We start from the raw sequence: 24,560 nt of genomic DNA on the forward strand, positions 1-24,560 counted from the left end.
AATACCGCTGATATAATTATTTTAGCCATTCAGGGAGTTTTTAATAGGCTTTGGCATTGTTCCAACTTTATTTGGGACTCATCCAGCCCGATATTGTGCATGCCATGTGAAATCTGGATCACAAAAATAAGCACGGAATCAGCAGAAATGTTCCTCAACAGGCACTTACTAAATGCCCGGCAAACATGAAAATAGGGAAACATCCGCAGAAACCTAAACCAATTTCATGACAGGTGCATAGCTTACATAAGGAGAAACTTTTAAGTAAAGGAGGCAAATTATGCAGCCTAGACCCCGTTTTCCGATGCAGGGCGGAGGAATGCCGCCGCAATTTAGAGGCCCGATGCAGGCCAGGCCCAATTTCGGCCCCATGATGGGACCTATGCAGCAGACGCGCCAGGGAGGCGGAGGACTGCTGGCCAAGCTTCTGGGCAAAGGCGGGAATCCAGCATCTGCAGCCGGTGGTTTGAATAGCATGCGCGCCGCAGCTCCGGGCGCTGCCAATGCAGCCGGTTCAGGCGGATTCCTGAAGTCGATTGCCAACCCGTCCAGCATTTCGGGATTCTTGTCCAATACACAGAAAATGCTCAATACAGCTCAGCAGTTCGGACCGATGGTACAGCAGTATGGCCCAATGGTCAAAAATCTTCCGGCCATGTGGAAACTGTACAGAGGATTGAAGAGCTCCGGAAATGAAGAAAGTGAAAAGGAGGCAGCTTCTGAAACAAAAAAAGCCCCCTCCCCGCCTGAGAAAAGAAAAACTGAAACAGCCGGGTCCCACCAGCCTTCAGAAGCTCCCAAACGTGCCAAAGCTCCTGGAAAGGGCAGTTCCTCACCCAAGCTGTATATTTAGAATCCGTGAAGAATGCAGCTTTTTGCGCATTCTTTTTGTTTTGGCCTCATTCATCCAGCTTTTGAAAAATGCAATGATTTTTACTGCCAATTGAATGCCCCCTTTTGTAATATCTCTACAAGTCTTATATAATGTAGGGGCAGTTGATTCTCTTAAAAATAAGTTTCAGTTCCACTGCAATGGGAGGATTGGAGAATGGATGTTTTAAAAATTTCGCCGCGGGGCTATTGCTATGGGGTTGTCGATGCAATGGTCATAGCAAGGAATGCCGCTTTGGATAAAAACCTGCCGCGGCCGATTTATATACTGGGCATGATTGTCCATAACAAACATGTCACCGATGCATTTGAAGAAGAAGGCATTATAACGCTGGATGGAGAAAACCGTAAAGATATCATTGAAAAAGTCGACAAAGGCACTGTCATTTTCACGGCGCACGGCGTCTCCCCTGAAATTCGCGAAATTGCTAAATCAAAGGGGCTCGTAACGATTGACGCCACCTGTCCGGATGTGACAAGGACCCATGATCTGATCAGGGAAAAAGACGCTGAAGGCTATCAGATCATTTACATCGGCAAAAAAGGCCATCCTGAGCCTGAAGGCGCCCTTGGAGTTGCTCCGCATGCAGTATCTCTTGTACAAACTGCAGAAGATGTCGGAAAGCTCACCCTGGACAGCAGCAAAATCATTGTTACCAATCAGACGACTATGAGCCAATGGGATGTCGTCACTGTCATGGATAAGATAAAAGAGAAATACCCTCATGCAGAGTTCCATAAAGAAATATGCATGGCTACCCAGGTGAGGCAGGAAGCGGTCGCTGAACAGGCAGGAGAAGCCGATGTACTGATTGTAGTCGGTGACCCAAAGAGCAACAACTCCAATCGCCTTGCCCAGGTGTCCGAGGAAATTGCAGGCACCACCGCATACCGGATTGCCGATCTTTCTGAACTGAAGATCGAATGGCTGAAAGATGCCAAAAAGGCGGCTGTCACAGCAGGAGCTTCTACTCCTACACCAATAACAAAAGAAGTCATCACTTTCCTTCAGCAGTTCGATCCTAATGATCCGGAAACGTGGAAAACCGAGAAGAAAGTGCCTCTCAGCAAAGTGCTTCCAAAAATCAAGAGAGCTTAAAGAAAAGAGCTGCAGCAATCGCTGCAGCTCTTTTCTTTATATAAATTTGAAAGGATCTGTATGCACTTCTGAGGAAATAAAATTCACATCATATCCCTTTTCCCTGGCCATTTTTTCAAGGATATGAGCCACACCCTTCTTCATGACCTTTTCTATATTATGGCCTGGATCAATAATGTTCAGGCCCATCATCATTGCATCATGCGCAGTATGATAATACATATCCCCTGTTACATACACATCCGCGCCTTTGAACTTGGCCTGGGTAAAATATTTATTTCCATCCCCGCCCAGGACAGCCACTTTCCTGACAGGAGAGTTCAGATCTCCGACTACCCGGACCCTGTCAAGCCCGAATGCCTCTTTAATTTTTCCAGCAAATTCTTCAAGCGTTGTTTCAGGAACTGTTCCGACCCGTCCAAGCCCAAGTGATTGGCCTTTATTATCAAGGTGATAAATATCATAGGCAGGCTCTTCATATGGATGGGCTTTAATCATTGCAGAAATCACTTTCTTTTCCAGATGATCCGGAAAAATTGTTTCCACCTTGACTTCCTTTACCTTTTCCAAGCGGCCTCTGGTCCCGATGTAAGGGTTGGCTGAGTCCCCGGGCATAAACTGTCCGGTTCCTTCCGAAGAGAAGGCACAGAAGCTGTAATCTCCAATTGCCCCGGCACCTGCCCTGCCCAGCGCCTCTCTCAGAGCCTCAGCTGCTTCAAGCGGTACGAAAACAGCCAGTTTCTTCAGGCTGGTTTCATGTGTGGGCACAAGCACTTCTGTGTTCTCTAAACCAAGAGCTTCCGCCAGGAGGTCATTCACGCCGCCCTCAGCCACATCAAGATTCGTATGAGCCGCATATACGCTTATATCATGCTTTATGAGCTTCTCGATAATCCTTCCGGCTGCTGTATCCGTATTGATTTTCTGCAATGGCCTGAAGATCGGGGGGTGATGGGCGATGATGAGCTGCACATTCTTTTCGATGGCTTCATCAACGACCTCCTCCAGCACGTCAAGAGCAATCATGACATTTTGCACCTTATTATTCAGTCCGCCAATCTGCAGTCCGATTTTATCGCCTTCCATTGCCAGGTTCTTTGGAGAGAACTCCTCAAACAAAGAGATGATTTGATGGCCGTTAACTTTTTTCACTCTTTACTGCCTCCTCTGCCATAGAGATTTTTTGGCCGAGCTCCAGCCTCCTTGTCCGTGTTTCTTCCGAGTCTGCAGCTTTATCCAGTTCCTGCAGAATCCTTTGCCAATTTTTCATTTCATGCTGCCATTTTTTCTGGAAGGTATCCGTTTTTTGCGCTGTAAGGAAGGGGCCAAAAAGAAAGGCGCTATTCTCATCCTTCCCCTTGTAGGGACGGAGCGGCTCTCCATGCTCTGCAACCAGGATTTCGTATATCTTTCCATCCTCTTCAAGGATATCCTCTTCTATAAGCTCCCAGCCGTTTTCAATAAGCCATTTACGGATTGAAATGGCGCTTATATTAGGCTGAAGGACAAGCCTTTTCACTGAAGACAGCTTTTCTTTTCCCTCTTCAAGGATACTGGCAATCAAGGCGCCTCCCATACCCGCAATGGCTACACAATCGACTTCTCCGCCTTCAATCACTTCCAGGCCATTCCCTTTCCTGACAGCTATCTTATCGCCCAGCCCTTCCTGGTTGACTTGATTCCTTGCAGACTGAAAGGGACCCTCTGCCACTTCGCCTGCGACTGCGAAGGGCACTTTGCCCTTAGAGACAACATGGCATGGAAGATAGGCATGATCTGAGCCTATATCAGCGAAGGCTGCACCATCCGGAATATATTCAGCGACACGTGCCAGCCGCTGTGATAATTGTTCTGTATTCATCTCTTACATCACACCACTTTACATAGATTCAGGTACATAATTATTCTCTTAGTATAAAAAAGCCGGAAAGCAATGTCCAGCAGCCCGGCAGGACTTATCTCCAGGAGTCTGATCGGAGCTCCAAAATAAAGAAAAGCCTTTCAAAAGAAAGGCTTTTCTTTAACTGTCACATTATTTCAGGCCTGCCAGCCATTCAGCCATTTCGCCTGCTTTTTCCTGCGGAACAAGCCCTGGCGGCATGGATCCTTTACCGTTAACAACGATGTCAGCGATTTCATCCTGTGAATAGCGGTCGCCAACACCTGTCAAAGCAGGACCTACCCCACCCTGATACTGGTCGCCGTGGCAGCCGATACAGGTTTGTTTATAAATGTCTTCCGGGTTGGCTGCAACCTCTTCAGTCTGTTCTTCTCCGCCGCCTTCCTGCTCAGCCGCAAGGTCCTTAGCATCGCCCAGCCCTTTGAAGGAAACGAGGAACATAGCTCCAATGCCTAGCACAGCAATCAAAAGAAACGGAATTAATGGATTTCGGTTCATGTTTTAACCTCCCTTATGTAAGAACATCTCAGTCAAGTATATTATATAATACAAACAATCTCTATTTTACTTGAAAACCCCTGGAAGGAAAAGCCCTAAACTGAACTTTGTCACAGTATGTTCGAAATTGGAAGATTCCGCCTCTGTTTTGCCAGCTAAATTAAAAAGCTCCATATAAATGGAGCCAGTTTCCTTAACAGCCGATCTGCCGCGCAATCACCATACGCTGTATCTCTGACGTCCCCTCTCCGATTTCCGTCAGCTTTCCATCTCTCATATAGCGTTCTACATGATAGTCCTTCATATAGCCATAGCCCCCATGGATCTGGACTGCCTGGTCAGCCACTTCCATGCAGATTTCCGATGCATACAGCTTGCACATGGACGCTTCTTTCGTAAATGGCTTTCCCTGGTCCTTGAGCCATGCTGCTTTATAGACCATATTCCGGGCAAGCTCGATTTTCATCGCCATATCAGCGAGCTTGAACTGGATAGCCTGGAACTGGGACAGCGAGCGGCCAAACTGAGTCCTCTCTTTTGCATACTGCAATGCTTTTTCATAAGCAGCCTGGGCGATTCCGACAGCCATGGCGCCTATCCCTATCCGGCCTCCATCCAATGTAATCAGGAATTGCTTGAAACCTTCGCCTTTTTTGCCGAGCAAGTGCTCAGTCGGCACACGCACATCTTCCATCACAAGCTCTGTGGTATTAGAAGCATTAAGCCCCATTTTTTCGTAATTATCGATTACCTTGAACCCTTCTGCATCTGTCGGCACAATGATGGCGCTGATTTCTTTATCCGCCCCGCTTCCCCCCGTGACCGCTGTAATGGCCAGATGCTTTGCATAGCTCGCATTTGTAATATAACATTTGCTGCCATTTATGATGAACTCCCCATCTTTTTCTGCCGCGCTCGTCCTTGTACCGCCTGCATCTGATCCCGCGTTAGGCTCTGTAAGCCCGAAAGCCCCGAATGATTCTCCAGTGCAGATCGGAACCAGATACTGTTGCTTTTGCTCTTCAGTCCCAAAAAGATAAAGGGGGGCCCCGCCAAGGGAAATATGGGCTGAATAAGTGATTCCCGTCGAACCGCATGCCCTGCTGAGCTCTTCAGTCACAATGGCAAAACTGACTGTATCAGCCCCTCCGCCGCCGTATTCTTCAGGGAACGGCAGCCCCATCACACCCATATTAGATAATTTGTTAAATATTTCTTTAGGGAATTCTTTCGTCCTGTCCCTTTCCAGTGCACCGGGAGCAACTTCTTCATCAGCAAACTCCCTGATCATTTTCAGAATCATATTTTGTTCGGCAGTCAATTCAAAATTCATGCAAATCCCCCTCGAAGTTTTGTATACGCTTTCATTACCATTATACGAGGAAGGAATTAATTTTCTCAACATTTAAAAACTTTAAAATTTAATTTATTATATGAAAATAGAAATAACAATGATGATGAGTCCTACCAGGCCGGATATTCCAAAATAGTGCTGACGGAATTTCCAGGCAGCCGCAATCCAAAGCAGACAATTAAGCATTAAAGCTCCATACAAGGCTGTATTATGATGCGGGAAAAAATGAGATGCCATTTCAACCGATATCAAGAGCAATATTAAAGCCGAAACAGCGAGAGGCAGTTGCGGCGCAATTCCTTTATTAGTAAAATAAATAGCAAGAGAAACTCCAGTAATTGTAAAAAAAATCAGAAGGCCCATTTGCAAAATGAAAGATAATTCAGTAAAATAAATGAATAACAGCGACAGAGGAATCAGCAGCAAGAGAATGATATTGAGAAAATAAAACCCTTTTGCCTTTCGAGCTTTATCCTTCGGCCGATTCCCTTCTGTATACAAAGCAAGCAGATAATCACAATAATGCTCAGGAAGCATGCGATTATCCTTCCAGTATAAAATTTCTTTTACAATCATGTCTTTTCTCGCTCTATCCATATCCACCCATCCCGTCCGGAAATCCAAAGGCATTTTTTTCAAAAAAAATAGTTTACCTCTATTTTAAGAAGTAAACTATTTTCTGACAATGTTTTTTTATTCGAGGAAGTCTTTAAGCCGCTTGCTTCGGCTTGGATGCCTCAGTTTGCGAAGTGCTTTCGCCTCGATTTGGCGGATACGCTCCCTGGTTACGCCGAAGACCTTTCCGACCTCTTCCAGAGTGCGCGTACGCCCGTCATCAAGCCCGAAACGCAGCCTCAGGACATTTTCCTCACGGTCTGTAAGCGTATCAAGGACGTCTTCAAGCTGTTCTTTCAGGAGCTCATATGCAGCATGCTCAGATGGCGAAGTCGCATCCTGGTCTTCAATGAAGTCGCCGAGGTGAGAGTCATCTTCTTCCCCAATCGGTGTTTCAAGTGAAACAGGCTCCTGGGCAATCTTCAGAATCTCCCTGACCTTATCCGGTGTCAGATCCATGTCTTCCGCAATTTCTTCCGGAGTCGGTTCGCGGCCGAGATCCTGGAGAAGCTGACGCTGCACCCTGATAAGCTTATTGATTGTTTCCACCATATGGACAGGGATCCTGATCGTCCTTGCCTGGTCGGCAATCGCCCTTGTAATGGCCTGGCGGATCCACCATGTTGCATACGTACTGAATTTGTAGCCTTTACGGTAATCGAATTTCTCAACTGCCTTGATCAGGCCCATATTCCCTTCCTGGATCAGGTCAAGGAACAGCATGCCCCTTCCGACATACCTTTTGGCAATGCTGACTACGAGCCTCAGGTTGGCTTCCGCCAGCCTTCTCTTTGCCTCTTCGTCGCCTTCCTCGATCCGCTTGGCCAGGGAAATTTCCTCCTGTGCAGAAAGAAGATCCACACGCCCGATTTCTTTCAGGTACATGCGGACGGGATCATTAATTTTAACTCCTGGAGGAACGCTTAAATCGTTTAAATCAAATTCCTCTTCACCCTTGGCAAGCTCCTGGACATTAGGGTCCGCATCATCGTTGTCGCCGACAAGCTCTACCCCCTGATCTCCAAGAAACTCATAAAACTCATCCATCTGATCGGAATCCAATTCAAAGTTGGAAAGCCTTTCCGCGATATCGTCATATGCGAGCACCCCGGTTTTCTTTCCTACTTCCGTTAACTGTTCCTTCACTTGCTCCATGGTCAACTCTGAATCAACCTCTTTTGAACGGGCTGACTTTTCAGCCATAAGTCCCCCTCCTTCCAAAAATCACAAACCAGTCGTATAAAAGCTTATCTATAGCAATTTACGCAGTTGAATAATTTCCATTGCAATCGATGCAGCCCTTGCAAAGTCATTCTGCCGTTCGGCTTCCTTCCCTTCAGCCTGCTTTTCCTTTATCATTAACATCTTTTGATAATTCAACACCTGCTTAATATAGTCATTGAGCTCCTGCTCAGTCAGCTCATCATTAACCGACATCATCTCGATATCCGCAATGATCCGCTTAAGCTTTGCATCTTCAACGAAATTTAAGAAGGCACTTGGATCGGGGCTATTCCCCTTTTCGTAAAAAGCAAATAAATAAGTAATGATAGCCTGATGATCATCAATGTTAAAGGTGCTGCCTCCGAGAAGCTCCTGGACTTTATAAGCAGTATCGCTGTTTCTCAGCATATGGGCAATCAATCTTCTTTCAGCTGTATGAAAAGCAGGCTTGAGCGAATCCTGGCGCCGTGAAACGATCATATGCTTCTTTTGTGCTGGGGCAGAACTGCCCTGGTTTTTTCGTTTCTCGGCAAAGTATATCTGCTTTTGCTCCTGCTTCAGCGCTTCCAGTGACAGAGAAAATTCATTAGCCAGCTGGCGCATGTAATGATCTCTTTCAACAGCCTTATCAAGAAGGCTGATTTCCTTAAGTACTTCTTCTATATATAGAAGCCGATCTCCTTCATCCTGGAGCTTTTTGCCCCTTCTATAATAAAGAAACTTGAACGCCATGTGGGTAATGCTGGACTCGATTACATCATTGCGAAACTTTTCAGCTCCGTGCTGTTTGATGTAGTCATCCGGGTCCATGCCATCTGGCAGCATGGCAACCTTGATGCCGCAGCCAGCCTCAGACAGCATTTTAGCGGCTTTAAAGGCCGCCTCTATTCCGGCATTATCCGAATCATAGCAAATGGTGACAGACTCAGTATTTCTCCTGAGCATTGCAACATGTTCAGGCGTCAATGCAGTCCCCATTGTGGCAACCCCGTTCTCAACAGAAGAACGGTTTGCAGCAATAACATCCGCGAACCCTTCAAAAAGGACCGCCTGGTGTGTCTTGCGGATTGCCGGTCTTGCCAGGTGGAAATTATACAAGATTTTACTTTTATTAAAGATTGCTGTCTCCGGACTGTTCAGATATTTGGGCTCATTTCCGGCCCCGAGCGATCTTCCGGAAAAAGCAATCGTGTTTCCTTTGCGGTCAAAGATCGGAAACATGATCCGATCGCGGAAGCGGTCAAAATAACTGCCATCTCTGTCCCTTTTGATGATAAGCCCAGCTCTTTCCATGAATTCAGGATTGAATTTCCTTTTTACAAGGAACTTGCAAACAAAATCCCATGAATCCAGGGAATAACCGATCTGGAACTTCTCAATCGACTCTTTGGTAAAGCCTCTGTCAAGCAAATACTCCAGTGCGTGCTGGCCATCCTTTGTGTTCATTAACAAATGATGGTAAAATTTCCGGAGAAGCTCATGCGCCTCTATCATCTGCTGGAGATTTTCGGGCAGCGAGCTCTGCTTTGCGGATGCGGCTTCAATATCAAGCTGAATCCCCGCTCTTTCTGCAAGTTTGACAGCAGCTTCCTGAAAAGAATAGCCTTCATGCTCCATCAGGAACGAAAACACATTCCCTCCGGCTCCGCAACCAAAGCAATGGTAAATCTGCTTTTCCGGGGAAACAGAAAAAGATGGCGAGTTTTCTCCATGGAATGGACATAAGCCAAAATAGTTCCGCCCCTGTTTCTTGAGCTGAACATGATCACCGATTACATCGGCAATGTCTGTAGCCTGCCGGATTTCATCCAGTTTCGCTTCGGAAATTCGCTCTGCCATGAGAACAACTCCAATTTTACTTATGAGGTATTCGTGATAAAAAAGCTATTTTCCTGCAAGATTCGACAAAATCTTTGTCAATTGCTTCACAAACCTGCTCCGGTCTTCCTGGGTGAAAGGCTTAGGGCCTTTTCCATATTGCCCCCGGCGCCTTGCTTTGGCACTGAGATACCTCATATCCAGAGCTGTATGGATATGCTCTTCTTCGTATAAGGTTCCCCTGGGAGAAAGAACATAAACCCCTTTAGGCAGCAGCGTTGAGGCTAGGCCGATATCCTGTGTGACTGCAACGTCCCCCTTTTTCACATGATTCATGATGAACAGATCTGCTGCTTCTTTGCTTGAATCAACAAACTTCCAGACAGCCCCGCCAAAGTCATTTACCATATGTGCGTAGGAAGCGACGAAAACCGGTTCGATTTCAAAGCCTTTGGCAATTTCGACAATTTCCATCTTAACAGGACAAGAATCAGCGTCAACCAGGATGCTTCTTTTCCCTAATGTACTAGTAATTCTACATCACTCCGCATATTCCTTCTTTAATAGAGCAACTTTTCATAAGAGATTCATGTCGAATTTTTTTTAGATGCCTGCCTTGACTTCTCACAATAAATAGTTTATTCGTTATGTGGTAAGTCTAAACCTAATGATGAATATTTTTATCACAATTTTTTATTATAGTGCATAAAAGTCAGTTTTGCCATTATTTTTTACTGTACAGCCCTAATTTTCTCATTAACCGGAATGTACTGCCTAAAATTAGAAAAAGCACATATTCACAAGAGTATGTGCTACTTTGCAGAAATATTTCTCCGGTAAAGGTCAAAAATGACGTTTGCCGTTTCTTCCACTGCCTTATTTGTAACATCGACCACAGGACATCCGATCCTGGTTACAATCTGGTCAAAATAGCTGATCTCGCTTTTGATCCGTTCAAGATTGGCATAGCTGGCATTATCGCTCAAACCGAGTGAAATGAGCCTTTCCCTCCTGATATTATTCAGCTTTTCAGGACTTATTTTTAAGCCAAAGCACTTGGAAGGCGATACCTGGAACAGCTCCTCAGGCGGATCAACTTCCGGAACGAGCGGGACATTCGCGACTTTAAGCCGCTTGTGTGCGAGATATTGGGATAAAGGCGTCTTCGAGGTCCTTGAAACGCCGACAAGAACAATATCAGCCTTAAGGATTCCCCGTGGATCGCGGCCGTCATCATACTGCACAGCAAACTCGATTGCTTCCACCTTTTTAAAATAGTCATCATCCAGCTTCCTGACAAGGCCCGGCTCATACAAGGGGGTTTCCCCGCAGATCGACTGGATCCTGTCCATCAATGGCCCGATGATGTCGATCGCATAAATATTTTCCCTGGCTGCTGCTTCTGCCATATAACTGCGGATTTCAGGCTTTACCAATGTAAAAGCAATCATTCCCTGGTCCATTTTCGCGAGCGATAATACCTCATCGATATTAAATTTATCTTCAACATAAGGAAATCTTTTTATTGTCAGATCGCTGCCATTGAACTGGCTGATGGCCGCTTTCGTCACTAATTCTGCTGTTTCCCCCACTGAATCGGAAACAACATAGATGATCGGCACTGTACCCATTGCTCATCCATCCTCTCTTCTAAATCACCTTTGTTCTGCAAGAGCAAGGAACGCCCTTGTCAAATTGGTCTTTGTGATCCTGCCTGTTACTTCAAAGCCCTTATCGGTTTCTTTCACGACCGGCAAAGCGTCTATCTGTTTTTCGATCAGCAGATTGGCTATTTCAATCAGCAGATCGTCTTTTTTGCAGGTTGTAATATTAGGCATCCTCGTCATGATGATATTTACCGGAAGGGCTGTAAGCTCCTGATTTCCGATGCTTGCCCTCAGCAGGTCCTTCCTGGACAAGACGCCGACCAGCAGAGAAGATTGATCGACAACGAATAATGTACCGACATCTTCCAGGAACATCGTAACTATCGCATCATAGACCGATACATTTTCATTCACGACCACCGGGATGGACTGATAATCCTTCACCAGCAGCTTCTGCAGGCTTTCAGTCAGAAGCTGGGCACCTGTCTTGCCAGTATAAAAATAGCCGACCCTCGGCCTTGCATCCAGATAGCCCGCCATAGTTAATATGGCCAGATCAGGCCTTAAGGTTGCCCTTGTCAGGTTCAGCCTCTCTGCAATATGTTCACCTGTGATTGGTCCATTTTCTTTCACGATATCCAATATTAATTCTTGTCTTTTATTAAGCTCTATTGTCCTCACCACCTTGCTTGCCAGCTAATAATGTTATACTTTTATAAAAATATTATATACTATTTGCTATAAATGAAAAGAATGTTTTAACATTTTTAACCTGGCATATAGGAAAAAATTTCAAAGAGCCTGTCGGAATTTTTGACAGGCTCTCTGCATAATCATATCTTTTAGCAAGCTAAAAAGCAAAAATTACTTCTTACTTGACTACTATTTCGTTTACCTTGGCAAATGCCTGGATCAGTGATGCGATTTCGGCCATCATGCTTAAACGGTTTTCCTTCAAAGCAGTGTTATCGGCCATGACCATTGTATTTTCGAAATAGGCACCGATCTCAGGTCTCATAGATACGAGCAGCATATAGTATTCTTCCTCTTCAACACCATTGCCGATCTTTGCGGAAACTTCAAGTAAACGGCTGTACAGCTCCGTTTCTTCCTTATTTTCAAAAAGCCCCTGATCAACTGCTGCAGGGTGTTCTGCTTTGGAAGCAATATTCAGCACACGGCTCAAAGCCTCCATGCTCTCTTTAAAACCGTCTTCTCCTTTGTGGGCATTCAATACTTCCGCTCTCTTAATTAAAGAAGCCATTGAACCGATCTTTCCTGATAAAACGGCATCAATAATATCGTAGCGGATGCTGCGCTCCTGCAGAGTATGCTTGATGCGGAGTTTAAAGAAGGACAGCAGTTCATCATATACCTGCTCTTCCTCTTTCTTTCCGACGCCTGACTCTTTGACAAGTGCAAGCGACTTCTTGATCACTTCATCAAGCTCAAGCTTCCATCCCTTAACAGCGAGGATCTGGACGATGCCTGCTGCCTGCCTTCTTAAAGCGTATGGATCCTGCGAGCCGCTTGGAATCATGCCAATTGCAAAGAAGGAAGAAATCGTATCCAATTTCTCTGCAACTGCAAGGACTGCACCTTCATTGCTTTCAGGTGCAGAATCCTCTGCATTCCGCGGCATATAATGCTCATTGATGGCTTTAGCAACAGCGGCATCCTCACCTTTTTGGGCAGCATATTTTTCACCCATGAAGCCCTGCAATTCAGGGAACTCATATACCATCTGTGATACCAGATCAAACTTGCTGATTTCTGCGGCACGGTCAACCGTTTTCTTTTCTTCAGGATTGAGGGAAAGCGATTCTGCCAGCTCATTGGCAAGCTTTCTAACTCGTTCAACTTTCTCAGCAAGGGTACCGATCTCCTCATGGTAGACGATGCTGCCGAGCTTCTGAAGCGCTGACTCAATATCCATCTTCTGGTCTTCCTGGTAAAAGAAAGCTGCATCAGCGAGTCTGGCGCGAAGCACTTTCTCGTTCCCCTTTGCCACTTGTTCAAGGTGGTTATGGTCACCATTGCGCACAGTGACAAAGTAAGGCAGCAGCTTTCCTTCTGCAGACTTGACAGGGAAATAGCGCTGGTGCTCTTTCATGCTAGTGATCAGCACTTCCTCAGGAATTTCAAGAAACTCCTCCTCAAATTTTCCGAAGAGCGCCGTTGGATACTCGACAAGGTTTGTTACTTCCTCCAGCAGATCCTCATCCACTGTAATCACCCAGTTATTTTCCTCTGCCAAGCGTTCAATCTGGCTGCGGATCCCACTTTTTCTTTCTTCTGCATTGACAAGGACAAACTGGCCAAGCAGGCTTTTTTCGTATTCTGCAGGCTCAGTGAGCTCCACCTTTTCCCCAAGAAAACGATGACCGAGAGTCCAGTTGGATGCAGGCACCCCGGCTATTTCAAACGGGATTACATCTTGGCCGAAAAGAGCCATAATCCATTTAATCGGCCTTACATACCTCATATCCCTGTCTGCCCAGCGCATATTTTTAGGGAAAGTAAGGCTTTCCGCGATATCCTTCAGCTCCGGCAGGATAGAAGCAGTCTCGGCTCCTTTAATGAACTTATTTACATGTGCATATTCAATGCCATTTATTTCTTTAAAATAAATATCATCCACGTCCATGCCCTGGCCCCGGGAAAAGCCGATCGCAGCCTTTGACCACTCTCCAGCCTCATTCTGGGCGATTTTTCTGGCCGGACCTTTCGCCTCTTCATGGATATCCTCCTGTGTTTCACTAACATCCTTTACAAGAACAGCAAGACGGCGGGGAGTTGAAAAGGCGCTGATGCCTCCGTGCGGCACCTTCTTTTCCTCCAGCCACTTTTCCACTTTGGAAGCAAGCTGGTTAATGGAATCTGTTACAAATCTTGCCGGCATTTCCTCAAGGCCGATTTCAAGCAATAAATCACGCTTCGCCATTTTCAATCTCTCCCTTCCGCTGTAAAATCGGGAAGCCTAATTTTTCCCGTTCTTCATAGAATGTTTTTGCGACCTTCCGCGCCAGGTTCCGGCAGCGTCCAATGTAACCGGTCCTTTCTGTTACAGAAATGGCTCCCCTCGCATCAAGCAGGTTGAAAACATGGGAGCATTTCAGCACATAATCATATGCCGGATGAACCAGACCTTCTTCCATCTGCCTGTGGGCTTCTTTTTCATAAATATTAAACAAGTTAAAAAGCATATCCGGATCAGAGGTTTCAAATGTGTACTTGGAATGCTCATATTCAGGCTGCAGGAAGATGTCCCTTACAGTAAATCCTTCAGTCCACTCAAGATCAAAGACATTCTCTTTATCCTGGATATACGAAGCAAGACGCTCGATTCCGTATGTGATTTCCACAGAAACAGGATTACATTCAATGCCGCCAACCTGCTGGAAATAGGTGAATTGCGTAATTTCCATTCCATCAAGCCACACTTCCCAGCCTAATCCGGCACATCCCAGGGAAGGATTCTCCCAGTTATCCTCTACAAACCGGATATCATGCTCCAAAGGATTAATTCCAAGGGCGCGAAGAGAATCCAGATACAGTTCCTGGATATTGTCAGGAGACGGCTTCATGATCACCTGGAATTGATGGTGCTGATAAAGGCGGTTTGGATTTTCGCCATATCTTCCATCCGCCGGGCGGCGTGAAGGCTCTACATAGGCCACATTCCATGGCTCAGGCCCAATTGCACGCAAAAACGTGTACGGGCTCATCGTTCCTGCACCTTTCTCGACATCATAAGCCTGCATAAGGATGCAGCCCTGCTCTGACCAGTGCTTTTGCAAAGTCAGAATCATATTTTGAATATTCATCCTGGCACCTCCAATAGGTATTTGTGTAATCAGAGCATTGGGAAAAAGCACAAAAAAACTCCCATCCCTATGCTCCAAAAAGCATAGGGACGAGAGTTACCCGCGGTTCCACCCTATTTGCTGCCATTCAATGCAGCCACCTTATGTGCCCAAAGCACGCAATCCGCTCAGGAACGCCCTTCATCCAACACCCATAATCCGGCTCACACCATCCCGGACTCGCTTCTACAGATCATTCGGACTACTTCTTTCCTTCATAGCAGAACTATTAATTATTGAGAATCATAAAACAAAACAAAATAAAAGTCAATACAGAAAAGCGGAAGGCGTTTGCTCAGCCCCGACAAGCTTAAGACGAGCAGAGCGGAAGGTTGTTCTTTAACCTTCTGATCTGATTGGCTTAAGACTCGAGGGGCTAACGCCTGCAGCTGGACAATATCGAAAAGCGGAAGGCGTTTGCTGTCAAGGAACGCAGACTAAAAACGCCACGTCCTGTGGCATCGTCTGCATGACCCGCGTCCTGCGGGCCTCAAGCATAAGACGAGCCGGACGGGAGGTTGTTCTTTAACCTCCTGGCCGGATTGGCTTATGACTCGAGCCGATGGCCCCTGCAGCTGGACAATCGAAATGCGGAAAAGCCTCGAGGGCCTAAGCTTTCCAGCTGACAATCGAAATGCGGAGGGGGCCTGTATCGGAGAATGACTGTGAGCTCCCCTCAGGCATTATCCTTTTTCAAAGAAACCGCCCAACTTATCCATCTGGTCCAGGAACTTTCTGGTTTTCAGACTGAGGCCGGAGTATTCATTATAGTAGGCTGAGATAATTTTTTTCAGTTCCGCTTTGGTTTCCGGCTTTACTGATATATTCCCAAGCCTCGACAAATCAAAATAATAAAAAAGGCGCAGGAGTTTTAAAGCTGCCGGCGAAATCTTATAGTGGTACGGGTCTTTCTCCAGACAGCGGTGGCAAATGAGACCGCCCTCCCTGATGGAAAAAGAAAAATGCCCATCAGTGCTTCCGCAGACAGAGCATTTATCCAGGACCGGATAAAGTCCAAGGGAATTGAGCATTTTCATTTCGTAAATATTCACCATGATTTCAGGATCATAGCCTTCGTTCATATAATTCAAAGTCTGATGAAGCAGTTCGAAATGGAACGGATTCGGCTTCTTCTCTTCGACTGTTTTATCAGTCAGATCCACAATATAGCTGGCATATGCCGTCAGGAAGATATCCTCCCTGATCGAGCGCATGGAGGAGACCATTTCCCCCTGCTGCATAAGCCCCAGCCCGCTGCTTCTCTGAACGAGGAAGTAGCCATAAGTAAAAGGCTGGGTGACAGCCGAAAGCCTGCTGTTAGGCTTTTTTGCACCTCTGGCCATCACGCCAACCTTACCCCATTCCCGGGTATAAAGAGTAACTATTTTATTGGATTCACCATAATTGACTGTTCTCAATACGATTCCTTCGCATTTTTCAAACACTTATGCCACCATCCCTGCAAGAGACAAACCTATGAGATGGGAAAATCAACTTCTGCTAGTTCATGTTCACTGCTTCCGGGCAAATCCTGAGTTTCTTTTTCAAGCTCCTTAAAAAGAAGATATGTGTCAATATTACCTGTCTGCTTGAAGACCTTCCAGGTAAAATCCAACATTGGAAACCCCACCTTTCGATTTTTAACTAGCAATTATTAATTCCATACCTTTATCATAGCCTGTCATTAGAAAATCATAAGACGTAATAATTGTTAATAAAAAGTCTGCATAATTCCAGTTGAGGTGAAATAGGTTAGTTATGGCTGAATCGCCCTTTAATATTCATCATCTCTGAATCCGAAATCACGCAGCTGGCTCATTTTGTTGCGCCAATCCTTCTGCACCTTTACCCATAGTTCCAGATAGACCTTCGAGCCCAGCAGATTTTCAATATCTGTCCTGGCCCGCTTGCCGATTTCCTTGAGCATAGCGCCCTGCTTCCCAATGACAATCCCTTTTTGGGAATCGCGTTCTACAATGACAGTAGCCATCACATTTATGACGTCCTTGTCTTCGCGCCTCTCCATCTTGTCAATCACTACAGCAAGGGAATGCGGAATCTCCTCCCTGGTCAAGTGCAAAGCCTTTTCCCTGATCAGCTCGGATACAATGAACCTTTCAGGATGGTCTGTCACCTGGTCAGCCGGATAGAATTGCGGCCCTTCCGGTATATACTGCTTGATCTGCTCCAGCAGCGTATCCACATTGTTCCCTTCCAGCGCTGATATCGGGATGATTTCCTTAAAGCCGTATTTCTCTTTATAGGATTCAATGATGGAAAAAAGCTTATCAGGGTGAATCTGATCAATTTTATTTATGACAAGGAAGATGGGAGTCTTCACGTTCTGAAATTTCTCGATGATGAACTCCTCGCCGCGGCCGAAGCCTTCTTCGGCATTCACCATAAACAGGATAAGGTCCACTTCTTTCAGCGTATTCTGCGCTATCTTCATCATAAAGTCGCCCAGCTTATGCTTTGGCTTGTGGATCCCTGGTGTATCAATGAATATAAACTGAGCATCATTGGTTGTAAGCACACCCTGTACCTTATTCCTTGTGGTTTGGGGCTTATCGCTCATGATGGCGATTTTCTGGCCAATGACTCTGTTCAAGAATGTTGATTTACCAACATTAGGCCGTCCGATAATAGATATAAATCCAGATTTATGAGTTTGTTCGCGATTGCTATTCCATTCTTTATTCATTAAGGTCCTCCGGTGAAAAAGCTCCAGGCAGCAGCTCTTCTACTGTTAATTCATTTATATCCCCTTTTAAATTCGCCAAAACCACTTTCATCGTATTTGGGCATAATTCTGAAATAACCTGGCGGCAGGCTCCGCATGGAGGAACCGGACGCTCTGTATCAGCTACAACTGCCATTGCTGTATATTTTTTGTCTCCTTCGGAATATGCTTTGAAAAGTGCAGTGCGCTCAGCACAATTGCACATGCTGTATGCCGCGTTCTCAATATTGCAGCCATGGTATACTTTACCGTCTTCAGTCAGAAGGGCTGCTCCCACCGGGAAATTGGAGTATGGCACATATGCTTTGTCCCTTGCTTTTTTTGCTTCTTCAATCAACACTTCCGTCTTCATCAGTCATTCTTCCTTTCGAAGGAGGGGAGTATTCTCCTTCTTATATTTTACCTTATTTTTGCAAGATTTTCATTGATTGTAGCAAAATCGTAATAAAAAATTTGAATTTTCCAAAAACGGACACACTATCTCATTACATGCTCTGTCATTTTAACCAAATCAGACAGCGTTTTCAAGAAAGCCCAAAATCCATTCCCGCTTTTCTTTTATAAAATTACAGGCAAGTTTGTAAATATCAGTATTTGATTGTACATACGGTTTCATTTCATTATTTTCCCTAATTTAAAAAAGAACGGCATACTGGAGCCGCTCCTACTGAAAAAGTGACCATATCTTCGGGAGGAATATGATTGCACCGAGTGCTGCCGACGCAAAAGCAAACACCAGCACAGCCCCTGCTGCAGCATCCTTGGCCTGCTTTGCCAGCGGGTGCCATTCTTCTGTTGACAGATCCACAGCTCTTTCAATGCTTGTGTTGATCAGTTCCAGCGCAAACATCCCGGCAATGGCCAATATGATGAACATCCACTCGATCCGGCTTAAGGAAAAGCCGGCGCCTGCTGCAATGACCACAGCTGATGAAAGGGCATGAATCCTCATATTCCTTTCCTGCTTCAGTGAATTGCCGATACCGGCAAAAGCTGCAGCAAAAACAGGCCACAAGCCTTTCCCGGCACCCGGCTTCTTATCGCGTGAGCCCGTACTCATCAAGGATGTCCTTCTGTCTGCCGAACATTTCTCTTTCTTCCTCATCTGTTTCATGGTCATATCCAAGAAGATGGAGGAATCCGTGAACAGCAAGGAAACCCAGCTCGCGTTCAAAAGAGTGTCCATATTCACCGGCCTGTTCTTCTGTCCTCTGAATTGATATGATGATATCGCCGAGCACCCTTGGAATACCTTCCCCGGCAATTTCTGTTTCTCCTTCCCCAAGCTCTTCCATGGCAAAGGAAATAACATCAGTAGGTTTGTCTTTATCGCGGTACTCCCTGTTTATTTCCTGGATACGGTCATTCGTTACAAAGGTTACGGACAATTCCGAACCAGCTTCAACATTTTCCTTTTCTGCTGCAAAATCCAGCAGCTTTTCAACCTGTTCAATATGGCTGCTTTTTACTTCATTTGTTTCATCCAAAAAATCAATATTTAAGCTCATGCTTGCTTCACCTTCTGTTTCGTGGATTCTGGATATTCAATTCTGGAATGGAAGATCCCCTTTAGAGTTTCACAAAAAGTGTGTGCAACAATTTCCAATTCCTTCAGTGTTAAGTCACATTCGTTCAGCTGTTCATCCTGAAGCCTGTCTGAGATGATATTCCTGACAAGCCCTTCAATTTGTTCAGGTGTCGGATTGGACATGGACCTGACCGCTGCCTCGACACTGTCGGCAATGCCGATGACGGCGATTTCCTTTGACTGTGCTTTTGGCCCCGGATAACGATAGTCCTCTTCATTGATATCCATACCGTTTTGTTTGGCCTTATGGTAGAAATATTTGAGCAAAGAGGTGCCATGGTGCTGTTCGGCAATATCGACGATTTCCTTCGGCATTTTGTGCTTTCTCAGCATTTCAGCTCCGTCGACCGCATGGGCAATAATGATATTTTTGCTTGTCTGCGGCGGCAGCCTGTCATGCGGGTTTTCGATATTCATTTGATTCTCAATAAAAAAATGCGGTCTCTTTGTCTTCCCGATATCATGATAATAGCAGCCTACCCTGGCAAGGAGGCCATTTGCCCCGATTGCTTCACATGCTGACTCAGCCAGATTTGCCACCATTACACTATGATGGTAGGTCCCCGGCGCCTCAGTCAGGATTTTGCGGAGCAGCGGATGGTTCGGGTTTGACAGCTCAATCAGCCGCATGGCGGAAAGGATGCCAAAGCTCCCCTCAAAGAACGGAAGCAGGCCGATGGCCAGCACAGATGAAGCCACACCGGAGATCAATGCTGTCACTAAGTGGAAGCTGTATTCAACCGCCTCGAAATGAGTATTTCTAAGCAGCATGAGGGCGATGATCACAACAAGGTTCACCCCTGCTGCAAACAGTCCTGCCTGAAGAATCTTGGACCTGTTGTTTTGCTTGTTTAAGAATAATATACCCGCAAAGCCTGAGCAAATGATATAGATGCCCATATTTATATTCAATGTTCCGGCAGTGCCTTCATTGAACATGACGCTTCCGCAGATGGCAAGGACTATCGTAATCAGAATGGCAAGCCTTTCATTGATCAGGATTCTGATCAGCATGGCTGCCATTGCAGCCGGAAATATAAAGCCAATTTCCGGATACTGGAGCAGCTGCAGGAGGCTTACGCATTTCATCAGCAAAAGCGAAAGGATGAAAATCAGGCTGAACAGCAGGAGGTAATTCTGTTTCAGCTCCTTTTGAACATTCAGCTCATAAAAGTAATAATAGAGTGCAGCCAGAATGATGGCTACAATCAGGCCCAGCCCCAGAAACGGCTGTATGCTTTTCTGGTTGTCCAGAAGCCCTGTAAGCTCCAGCTGCCTGTAGATTTCCCTGTTGATCAGCTGGCGCTCTTCCGCGATGATCTGGCCTTGGAGGATTTTGACCGGTTCTACATTCTCTACTGCCTGCTGCCTGAGTTCTTCAGTCGCAGCCGGGTCATAAAATTCGTTCTGGATGACAGCATATCTGCCAAGCTCAATAGCCGAGCTTCTCAAATTCGTGCTCAGACTGGTATATTTCAGCTCTTCCTCCACCCTCTTTTTGCTGTTTTCAACTTCATCAGCAGGGATTTTGCTGCCCATCACATTGTTAATCGCCGTTACAGTAAGGTCCCTTGCAATCGTAAGCTCGTCCTTGGACGCCTGCAGAAGCGGTGACAGGACCGCATCAGAGACTTCCTTCGTCACATTATCTGTCAGCTTTTCCTTGAGCATTTTCAGTTTTTCCGAAGAAGAAGGCGGAACATATGCAGTTTCCTGTTCTCCATCACCCTGTTCATTACCGCTTTGTGCCGCTTCCTCGCTTATCTCTTCGTTAACTTCCGCTGCGGAATCAAATATGGAAGTGACCAGATCGACACGGTTCTGATTGATTTCCTTTTTGACTATGTATACATCGGTCACCTGGTCGGCGGCCGCCTTCTTTTCCTTCTCGGTGTTCGCCTTGTCTTCTATTGTAATCGGTGAGCGGATTGTCTGTTCAGCCACAGAAAATAGGCTTATGTCGAGCTTTTCGGGCTTTACATTGCTGAACATGGCGGCATATAGTACGATGCCGAGCAGAAGAAATAAGACGACTCTAAAGAATGTCATATCCAACAGGTTTCTGACCTTTGCCAACTGGCGCTGTAATTTTTCCATGCTTCCCCCTCCTATCCAGGCATAAGCAGGGCCGGATAAGCTCACATTTAATTTGAACTATGATTATGTAAAATGATAACAGTTTTTCCGTCAAGTTTCACCCTCTATTCACATCAACTTGGCGAAACAGAGGGTTTGCCTGCCGGCAGGTCCTTTTCAGAAAGAATAAAAACCGCCCACCAGGACGGTTTTTATTATTGGTCTGTTTTTTCGTAAGCTGAAATAATCCGGGCTACAAGCGGATGGCGGACGACATCGCTTTGCTCCAGGTAAGAGAAGGAAATTCCTTTTACAGCAGACAGGATATCTTCTGAAGCAATCAGCCCGGAACGGACTCCCTTCGGAAGGTCGACCTGTGTACGGTCACCGGTGATGACCATCTTGGAGCCGAAGCCCAGCCTGGTCAGGAACATTTTCATCTGAGCCTGTGTTGTATTCTGTGCTTCGTCAAGAATGACAAATGCATCATCAAGCGTACGGCCCCTCATATAGGCAAGGGGGGCTATTTCAATGGTACCCCTCTCGATCAGCCTTTGAGTATGTTCGGCGCCAAGGATGTCATGCAGGGCATCGTAAAGCGGCCGCAGGTAAGGATCGACCTTTTCTTTCAGATCCCCAGGAAGGAAGCCAAGGCTTTCGCCTGCTTCAACAGCCGGCCTGGTCAGGATTATTCTCTTTACATTCCCATTTTTCAATGCATTGACTGCCATCACAACAGCCAGATAGGTCTTGCCTGTACCTGCAGGGCCAATTCCAAATACCAGATCATTTGTTTTAATCGCATTTATATATTGGCGCTGCCCAAGCGTTTTTACCCTAATGGACTTGCCTTTTGCATTCTTCGTTATTTCCTCTTCATACAGGTCGCTGAAATATTCAAGTGTGCCTTTTTTGGCCATCTGGATACTGTACATAACATCCCTGCCGCTGATATTGATTCCTTTGCGGATCACATAAATGAGTTTGTCCAGGATTTGGCCGGCAAGCTCGACAGCATCTGCCTCGCCGGACACGAAAATCGTTTCTCCCCGTGTGACGACAGACACATTCAGTTCCTGTTCGATTATTTTCAGGTTGGCATCCGAATTCCCGATCAGTGCTATTGCTTCATTAGGATCTTCCAGATGAACATTCATGGTTTTTAAGTCTTCTGTCATTCTGTGTCTCCTTGGATAATGGATTGTCCTTCTGCAATATTCTCAATAATTTGGAAATGTATTGCTATAAATACTTTACCATTCTCTACGGATTGGTGCAAAATTTTTTCTCCCTTGATCTTAGCATCCTCACTCAAGCTGTTTTTTATATCTTTTCTGGCCAAATCTTTTGCCACTTCAAAGGCTTCCTCATTGGAGTAAATCCTTGTAACGGTTTCACTTTCCCGCATGGTCCTGCTTGTAAAGCCGAGAGGGAGGGTCCATTTCAGGAATTTAATGTCCTTTCTGTTCTCTTCTATCTCATATTCACTGAATTCCGGTTTGCCAAACCCCCAGACAGGAATTGAAAAATTTCCTATGTCAAAATAATATTTCCTTTTTTCTCCTCCGCCGAACACCTGGAGGGTGCTCTTAAGCGGAAGTTTCACCTCGGATTTATACCAGGTCTCCCCCCAGATTTCCCCTTTTGCCGGTACCGTCTGTGTTTGGCCGTCCTGGCCGATGATGCCTGAAACCAGAAGCTGGCCTGGGATGACATGGTCATTTACGCTGACAACAGGCTTGCCTTCTTCCACGAACATGTCCAAAATCACAGCCTTCTTTTTGGCAACCAGGTGTCTTGGGCTCAAAAGCTCCGGCTTATCCGGCTCGTTTTTCTCCACCACCTGGAAGTGGTAGGTTGTCCCCTTGAGCTCCACACCTACCCAGGTGATCTCATCCACTTCGTTGGAAAGCTCACGCTGGATTCCTTCTACATTTTTGACAAAAAACTGAAGTTTACCTTTGCGGATGCCCATTTCGTCAAGCTGCCTGCGGATTTTATATTCAGTAGCAGGATCTGCCCCTTTGATTTCAATTCCCCATACCATATTGGACAAAAGGATCAGGATAACAAGGAAAGAGGCGGCACCAAAAAGAAAACCGCTGTTTTTGAGACTTCTTTTCAGCAGAAAGGGCAGGCCGGCTCGATGAAGGAATTCAATCCTGCATCCGCTCTTCCTTACTGACGCACGGAGCCGCTTTACGTCAGTCAGCTTTATTTTAAAGGTAACCGCTTGCTCTCCATGCCTTTTTACCTGCCAGACCATGATGCCGTTCCTGGTCAGTGAGTTGATCAGCCGTTCAATGCCGGAGCCCGCAGCCTTTACAGTGATTATTCCAGAATAAAAAGCAATCCATTGATTCTTCATTTTCCTTCCCTCCGGATCTCTTTTTCAGCCAGCCCTGCGGTTCAAAAGAATCACCGCATGGCACTGGCCATTATTCGTCTATATACTGCACCTGGTCGATTTTGCCTTCCAGCAGTATCTCTTCAGGGAGTATGGTCTTAATGACAAAGGTGCTTCCTTTGATGAGCAGCTGCCCTTGCTTGAGCAGAAGCCTGAGCTCTTTATCACTAAAAGCAATCAGTCCGCGGTGGTTCTCAATATATATATGAATTTGCCCAATCATTGTTATCCGGGGTAAATCCATCATGACATCTTGAGGAAGCTCCATTTGGTTGGTCATCCAGCTGCGAATGTATTGTCCCCACTTTTTAGCCATAAAAAAAAGAACCCCCTTTCATCTCATATGTATGAGATGGAAGAAGGTTCTAGCACTCTTTTTATTCGTTAATGCCGCCCGTTCAGCGTCTGTGCAGCCTGCGCGGGTTCTTTGACCGGGGGGGCCCGAGGATTTCTGACCAGACTATTGCGTCCGCAAGCTTTTCCCGGCTTACTGCAGCCCGTCCGGCAGGTTCAGCTTTAGTGCTCTTCTCAGGTTTTCCAGCAGCATTGCGTGCATTCTGAACCCTTCTTTCCAGCAGATCCTGCCTTTCAGAAAGCCTCCTTGCGCGTTCTTCTGCCTGCACTTTTCTTTCCTGATAATAAGACTCCATGCTTTCGAGCGTTTGCCGTCCTGCTTCCTTAACCGGTACAGCCGGTTTTTCCTCCGGCTCATACCCGGCATCGGCATACGGTCCCGGTTCAGGCTCCGCATTCCCCTGCTGCTGTGCCGGTCCCGTAGTGCCGCCGCGTTTTGCCTTGCTGAAAAGTGAGGAGATGATGCCGATCAGCACAACTAGAATAAATGGATTTTCCAATAAGAATTCCAAGGAGAATC

25 protein-coding genes are annotated in these 24,560 nt (G+C 46.0%); 2 read left to right on the top strand and 23 right to left on the bottom strand.

Features of this window, described 5'->3' with window-relative positions; translation table 11 throughout:
• Positions 1-280 precede the first annotated feature (280 nt).
• On the top strand, positions 281-853 hold the full coding sequence (locus CYJ37_RS14055) for a YqfQ family protein (protein WP_022544201.1): 573 nt from the start codon (positions 281-283) through the stop codon (positions 851-853).
• Positions 854-1,048: 195 nt separating this feature from the next.
• Positions 1,049-1,990, top strand: coding sequence for a 4-hydroxy-3-methylbut-2-enyl diphosphate reductase (locus CYJ37_RS14060; protein ID WP_009791417.1), 942 nt, complete (start codon positions 1,049-1,051; stop codon positions 1,988-1,990).
• Between the two features lie 36 nt (positions 1,991-2,026).
• On the opposite strand, the gene CYJ37_RS14065 is transcribed toward CYJ37_RS14060, so the two are convergent.
• The 23 genes from CYJ37_RS14065 to CYJ37_RS14175 all read right to left on the bottom strand — a co-directional run bounded on the left by CYJ37_RS14065 (position 2,027) and on the right by CYJ37_RS14175 (position 24,552).
• Positions 2,027-3,142 carry a Nif3-like dinuclear metal center hexameric protein gene (locus CYJ37_RS14065; protein WP_101550324.1) on the bottom strand — a complete coding sequence of 372 codons (1,116 nt, stop codon included), beginning with the start codon at positions 3,140-3,142 and terminating at the stop codon, positions 2,027-2,029.
• Positions 3,129-3,851, bottom strand: a complete 723-nt coding sequence (locus CYJ37_RS14070) for a tRNA (adenine(22)-N(1))-methyltransferase (protein ID WP_009791415.1) — start codon at positions 3,849-3,851, stop codon at positions 3,129-3,131. The genes CYJ37_RS14065 and CYJ37_RS14070 overlap by 14 nt, the downstream gene beginning before the upstream one ends.
• A gap of 171 nt (positions 3,852-4,022) precedes the next feature.
• Positions 4,023-4,388 carry a cytochrome c550 gene (cccA, locus tag CYJ37_RS14075; RefSeq protein ID WP_009791414.1) on the bottom strand — a complete coding sequence of 122 codons (366 nt, stop codon included), beginning with the start codon at positions 4,386-4,388 and terminating at the stop codon, positions 4,023-4,025.
• 193 nt (positions 4,389-4,581) lie between these two features.
• Positions 4,582-5,721, bottom strand: a complete 1,140-nt coding sequence (locus CYJ37_RS14080) for an acyl-CoA dehydrogenase family protein (protein WP_009791412.1) — start codon at positions 5,719-5,721, stop codon at positions 4,582-4,584.
• 96 nt (positions 5,722-5,817) lie between these two features.
• Complete coding sequence (locus CYJ37_RS14085; RefSeq protein WP_035401200.1) at positions 5,818-6,339, bottom strand: hypothetical protein; 522 nt, start codon at positions 6,337-6,339, stop codon at positions 5,818-5,820.
• 96 nt (positions 6,340-6,435) lie between these two features.
• On the bottom strand, positions 6,436-7,560 hold the full coding sequence (gene rpoD, locus CYJ37_RS14090) for an RNA polymerase sigma factor RpoD (RefSeq protein ID WP_009791410.1): 1,125 nt from the start codon (positions 7,558-7,560) through the stop codon (positions 6,436-6,438).
• 48 nt (positions 7,561-7,608) lie between these two features.
• Entirely contained in the window at positions 7,609-9,420 is a 1,812-nt protein-coding gene (gene dnaG, locus CYJ37_RS14095; RefSeq protein WP_101550326.1) for a DNA primase, read from the bottom strand.
• Between the two features lie 45 nt (positions 9,421-9,465).
• The gene (locus CYJ37_RS14100; protein ID WP_224951682.1) at positions 9,466-9,933 is read right to left on the bottom strand and encodes a YaiI/YqxD family protein; all 468 of its coding nucleotides are present in this window, start codon (positions 9,931-9,933) and stop codon (positions 9,466-9,468) included.
• Positions 9,934-10,211: 278 nt separating this feature from the next.
• Positions 10,212-11,030, bottom strand: coding sequence for a pyruvate, water dikinase regulatory protein (locus CYJ37_RS14105; RefSeq protein ID WP_009791407.1), 819 nt, complete (start codon positions 11,028-11,030; stop codon positions 10,212-10,214).
• A 24-nt stretch (positions 11,031-11,054) separates the two neighbouring features.
• On the bottom strand, positions 11,055-11,687 hold the full coding sequence (locus CYJ37_RS14110; RefSeq protein ID WP_009791406.1) for a helix-turn-helix transcriptional regulator: 633 nt from the start codon (positions 11,685-11,687) through the stop codon (positions 11,055-11,057).
• A gap of 190 nt (positions 11,688-11,877) precedes the next feature.
• A complete protein-coding gene (gene glyS / locus CYJ37_RS14115; RefSeq protein WP_101550328.1) occupies positions 11,878-13,950 on the bottom strand; it encodes a glycine--tRNA ligase subunit beta in 2,073 nt (690 codons plus the stop codon).
• Positions 13,937-14,833, bottom strand: a complete 897-nt coding sequence (glyQ, locus tag CYJ37_RS14120; protein WP_101550330.1) for a glycine--tRNA ligase subunit alpha — start codon at positions 14,831-14,833, stop codon at positions 13,937-13,939. The genes glyS and glyQ overlap by 14 nt, the downstream gene beginning before the upstream one ends.
• 722 nt (positions 14,834-15,555) lie before the next feature.
• The gene (recO, locus tag CYJ37_RS14125) at positions 15,556-16,317 is read right to left on the bottom strand and encodes a DNA repair protein RecO (RefSeq protein WP_101550332.1); all 762 of its coding nucleotides are present in this window, start codon (positions 16,315-16,317) and stop codon (positions 15,556-15,558) included.
• Positions 16,318-16,346: 29 nt separating this feature from the next.
• Entirely contained in the window at positions 16,347-16,490 is a 144-nt protein-coding gene (locus CYJ37_RS14130; protein WP_009791402.1) for a YqzL family protein, read from the bottom strand.
• 156 nt (positions 16,491-16,646) lie between these two features.
• Positions 16,647-17,576, bottom strand: coding sequence for a GTPase Era (gene era / locus CYJ37_RS14135; RefSeq protein WP_009791401.1), 930 nt, complete (start codon positions 17,574-17,576; stop codon positions 16,647-16,649).
• The gene (locus CYJ37_RS14140) at positions 17,569-17,967 is read right to left on the bottom strand and encodes a cytidine deaminase (protein WP_101550334.1); all 399 of its coding nucleotides are present in this window, start codon (positions 17,965-17,967) and stop codon (positions 17,569-17,571) included. The genes era and CYJ37_RS14140 overlap by 8 nt, the downstream gene beginning before the upstream one ends.
• 312 nt (positions 17,968-18,279) lie before the next feature.
• On the bottom strand, positions 18,280-18,675 hold the full coding sequence (locus CYJ37_RS14145) for a diacylglycerol kinase family protein (RefSeq protein WP_094767038.1): 396 nt from the start codon (positions 18,673-18,675) through the stop codon (positions 18,280-18,282).
• Positions 18,653-19,123: an rRNA maturation RNase YbeY gene (gene ybeY, locus CYJ37_RS14150; RefSeq protein ID WP_101550336.1), complete on the bottom strand. Its 471-nt coding sequence runs from the start codon at positions 19,121-19,123 to the stop codon at positions 18,653-18,655. The genes CYJ37_RS14145 and ybeY overlap by 23 nt, the downstream gene beginning before the upstream one ends.
• Positions 19,120-21,300: an HD family phosphohydrolase gene (locus CYJ37_RS14155; RefSeq protein ID WP_101550337.1), complete on the bottom strand. Its 2,181-nt coding sequence runs from the start codon at positions 21,298-21,300 to the stop codon at positions 19,120-19,122. The genes ybeY and CYJ37_RS14155 overlap by 4 nt, the downstream gene beginning before the upstream one ends.
• A 194-nt stretch (positions 21,301-21,494) precedes the next feature.
• Complete coding sequence (locus tag CYJ37_RS14160; protein ID WP_009791396.1) at positions 21,495-22,457, bottom strand: PhoH family protein; 963 nt, start codon at positions 22,455-22,457, stop codon at positions 21,495-21,497.
• On the bottom strand, positions 22,454-23,647 hold the full coding sequence (gene yqfD, locus CYJ37_RS14165; RefSeq protein ID WP_101550339.1) for a sporulation protein YqfD: 1,194 nt from the start codon (positions 23,645-23,647) through the stop codon (positions 22,454-22,456). Before yqfD ends, CYJ37_RS14160 begins: the two co-directional genes overlap by 4 nt.
• 70 nt (positions 23,648-23,717) lie before the next feature.
• Positions 23,718-24,002: a sporulation protein YqfC gene (gene yqfC / locus CYJ37_RS14170; RefSeq protein ID WP_022544206.1), complete on the bottom strand. Its 285-nt coding sequence runs from the start codon at positions 24,000-24,002 to the stop codon at positions 23,718-23,720.
• Positions 24,003-24,084: 82 nt separating this feature from the next.
• The gene (locus CYJ37_RS14175; protein ID WP_009791393.1) at positions 24,085-24,552 is read right to left on the bottom strand and encodes a hypothetical protein; all 468 of its coding nucleotides are present in this window, start codon (positions 24,550-24,552) and stop codon (positions 24,085-24,087) included.
• Positions 24,553-24,560 lie beyond the last annotated feature (8 nt).

Source organism: Bacillus sp. UMB0728 (assembly GCF_002858875.1).
GTDB lineage: Bacteria > Bacillota > Bacilli > Bacillales > Cytobacillaceae > Bacillus_AB > Bacillus_AB infantis.

Bases quoted from the DNA above. Each gene is read 5' to 3' on its own strand.
- era (WP_009791401.1), bottom strand. From the start codon at position 17,576: ATGAATAAAGAATGGAATAGCAATCGCGAACAAACTCATAAATCTGGA.
- CYJ37_RS14080 (WP_009791412.1), bottom strand. From the start codon at position 5,721: ATGAATTTTGAATTGACTGCCGAACAAAATATGATTCTGAAAATGATC.
- yqfD (WP_101550339.1), bottom strand. From the start codon at position 23,647: ATGAAGAATCAATGGATTGCTTTTTATTCTGGAATAATCACTGTAAAG.
- CYJ37_RS14155 (WP_101550337.1), bottom strand. From the start codon at position 21,300: ATGGAAAAATTACAGCGCCAGTTGGCAAAGGTCAGAAACCTGTTGGAT.
- CYJ37_RS14160 (WP_009791396.1), bottom strand. From the start codon at position 22,457: ATGACAGAAGACTTAAAAACCATGAATGTTCATCTGGAAGATCCTAAT.
- CYJ37_RS14145 (WP_094767038.1), bottom strand. From the start codon at position 18,675: ATGAGTACGGGCTCACGCGATAAGAAGCCGGGTGCCGGGAAAGGCTTG.
- CYJ37_RS14055 (WP_022544201.1), top strand. From the start codon at position 281: ATGCAGCCTAGACCCCGTTTTCCGATGCAGGGCGGAGGAATGCCGCCG.
- cccA (WP_009791414.1), bottom strand. From the start codon at position 4,388: ATGAACCGAAATCCATTAATTCCGTTTCTTTTGATTGCTGTGCTAGGC.
- dnaG (WP_101550326.1), bottom strand. From the start codon at position 9,420: ATGGCAGAGCGAATTTCCGAAGCGAAACTGGATGAAATCCGGCAGGCT.
- ybeY (WP_101550336.1), bottom strand. From the start codon at position 19,123: ATGAGCTTAAATATTGATTTTTTGGATGAAACAAATGAAGTAAAAAGC.
- CYJ37_RS14105 (WP_009791407.1), bottom strand. From the start codon at position 11,030: ATGGGTACAGTGCCGATCATCTATGTTGTTTCCGATTCAGTGGGGGAA.
- rpoD (WP_009791410.1), bottom strand. From the start codon at position 7,560: ATGGCTGAAAAGTCAGCCCGTTCAAAAGAGGTTGATTCAGAGTTGACC.
- CYJ37_RS14140 (WP_101550334.1), bottom strand. From the start codon at position 17,967: ATGAAGACGGAAGTGTTGATTGAAGAAGCAAAAAAAGCAAGGGACAAA.
- yqfC (WP_022544206.1), bottom strand. From the start codon at position 24,002: ATGGCTAAAAAGTGGGGACAATACATTCGCAGCTGGATGACCAACCAA.
- glyS (WP_101550328.1), bottom strand. From the start codon at position 13,950: ATGGCGAAGCGTGATTTATTGCTTGAAATCGGCCTTGAGGAAATGCCG.
- CYJ37_RS14130 (WP_009791402.1), bottom strand. From the start codon at position 16,490: ATGTTGGATTTTACCTGGAAGGTCTTCAAGCAGACAGGTAATATTGAC.
- CYJ37_RS14085 (WP_035401200.1), bottom strand. From the start codon at position 6,339: ATGGATAGAGCGAGAAAAGACATGATTGTAAAAGAAATTTTATACTGG.
- CYJ37_RS14070 (WP_009791415.1), bottom strand. From the start codon at position 3,851: ATGAATACAGAACAATTATCACAGCGGCTGGCACGTGTCGCTGAATAT.
- glyQ (WP_101550330.1), bottom strand. From the start codon at position 14,833: ATGAATATTCAAAATATGATTCTGACTTTGCAAAAGCACTGGTCAGAG.
- CYJ37_RS14060 (WP_009791417.1), top strand. From the start codon at position 1,049: ATGGATGTTTTAAAAATTTCGCCGCGGGGCTATTGCTATGGGGTTGTC.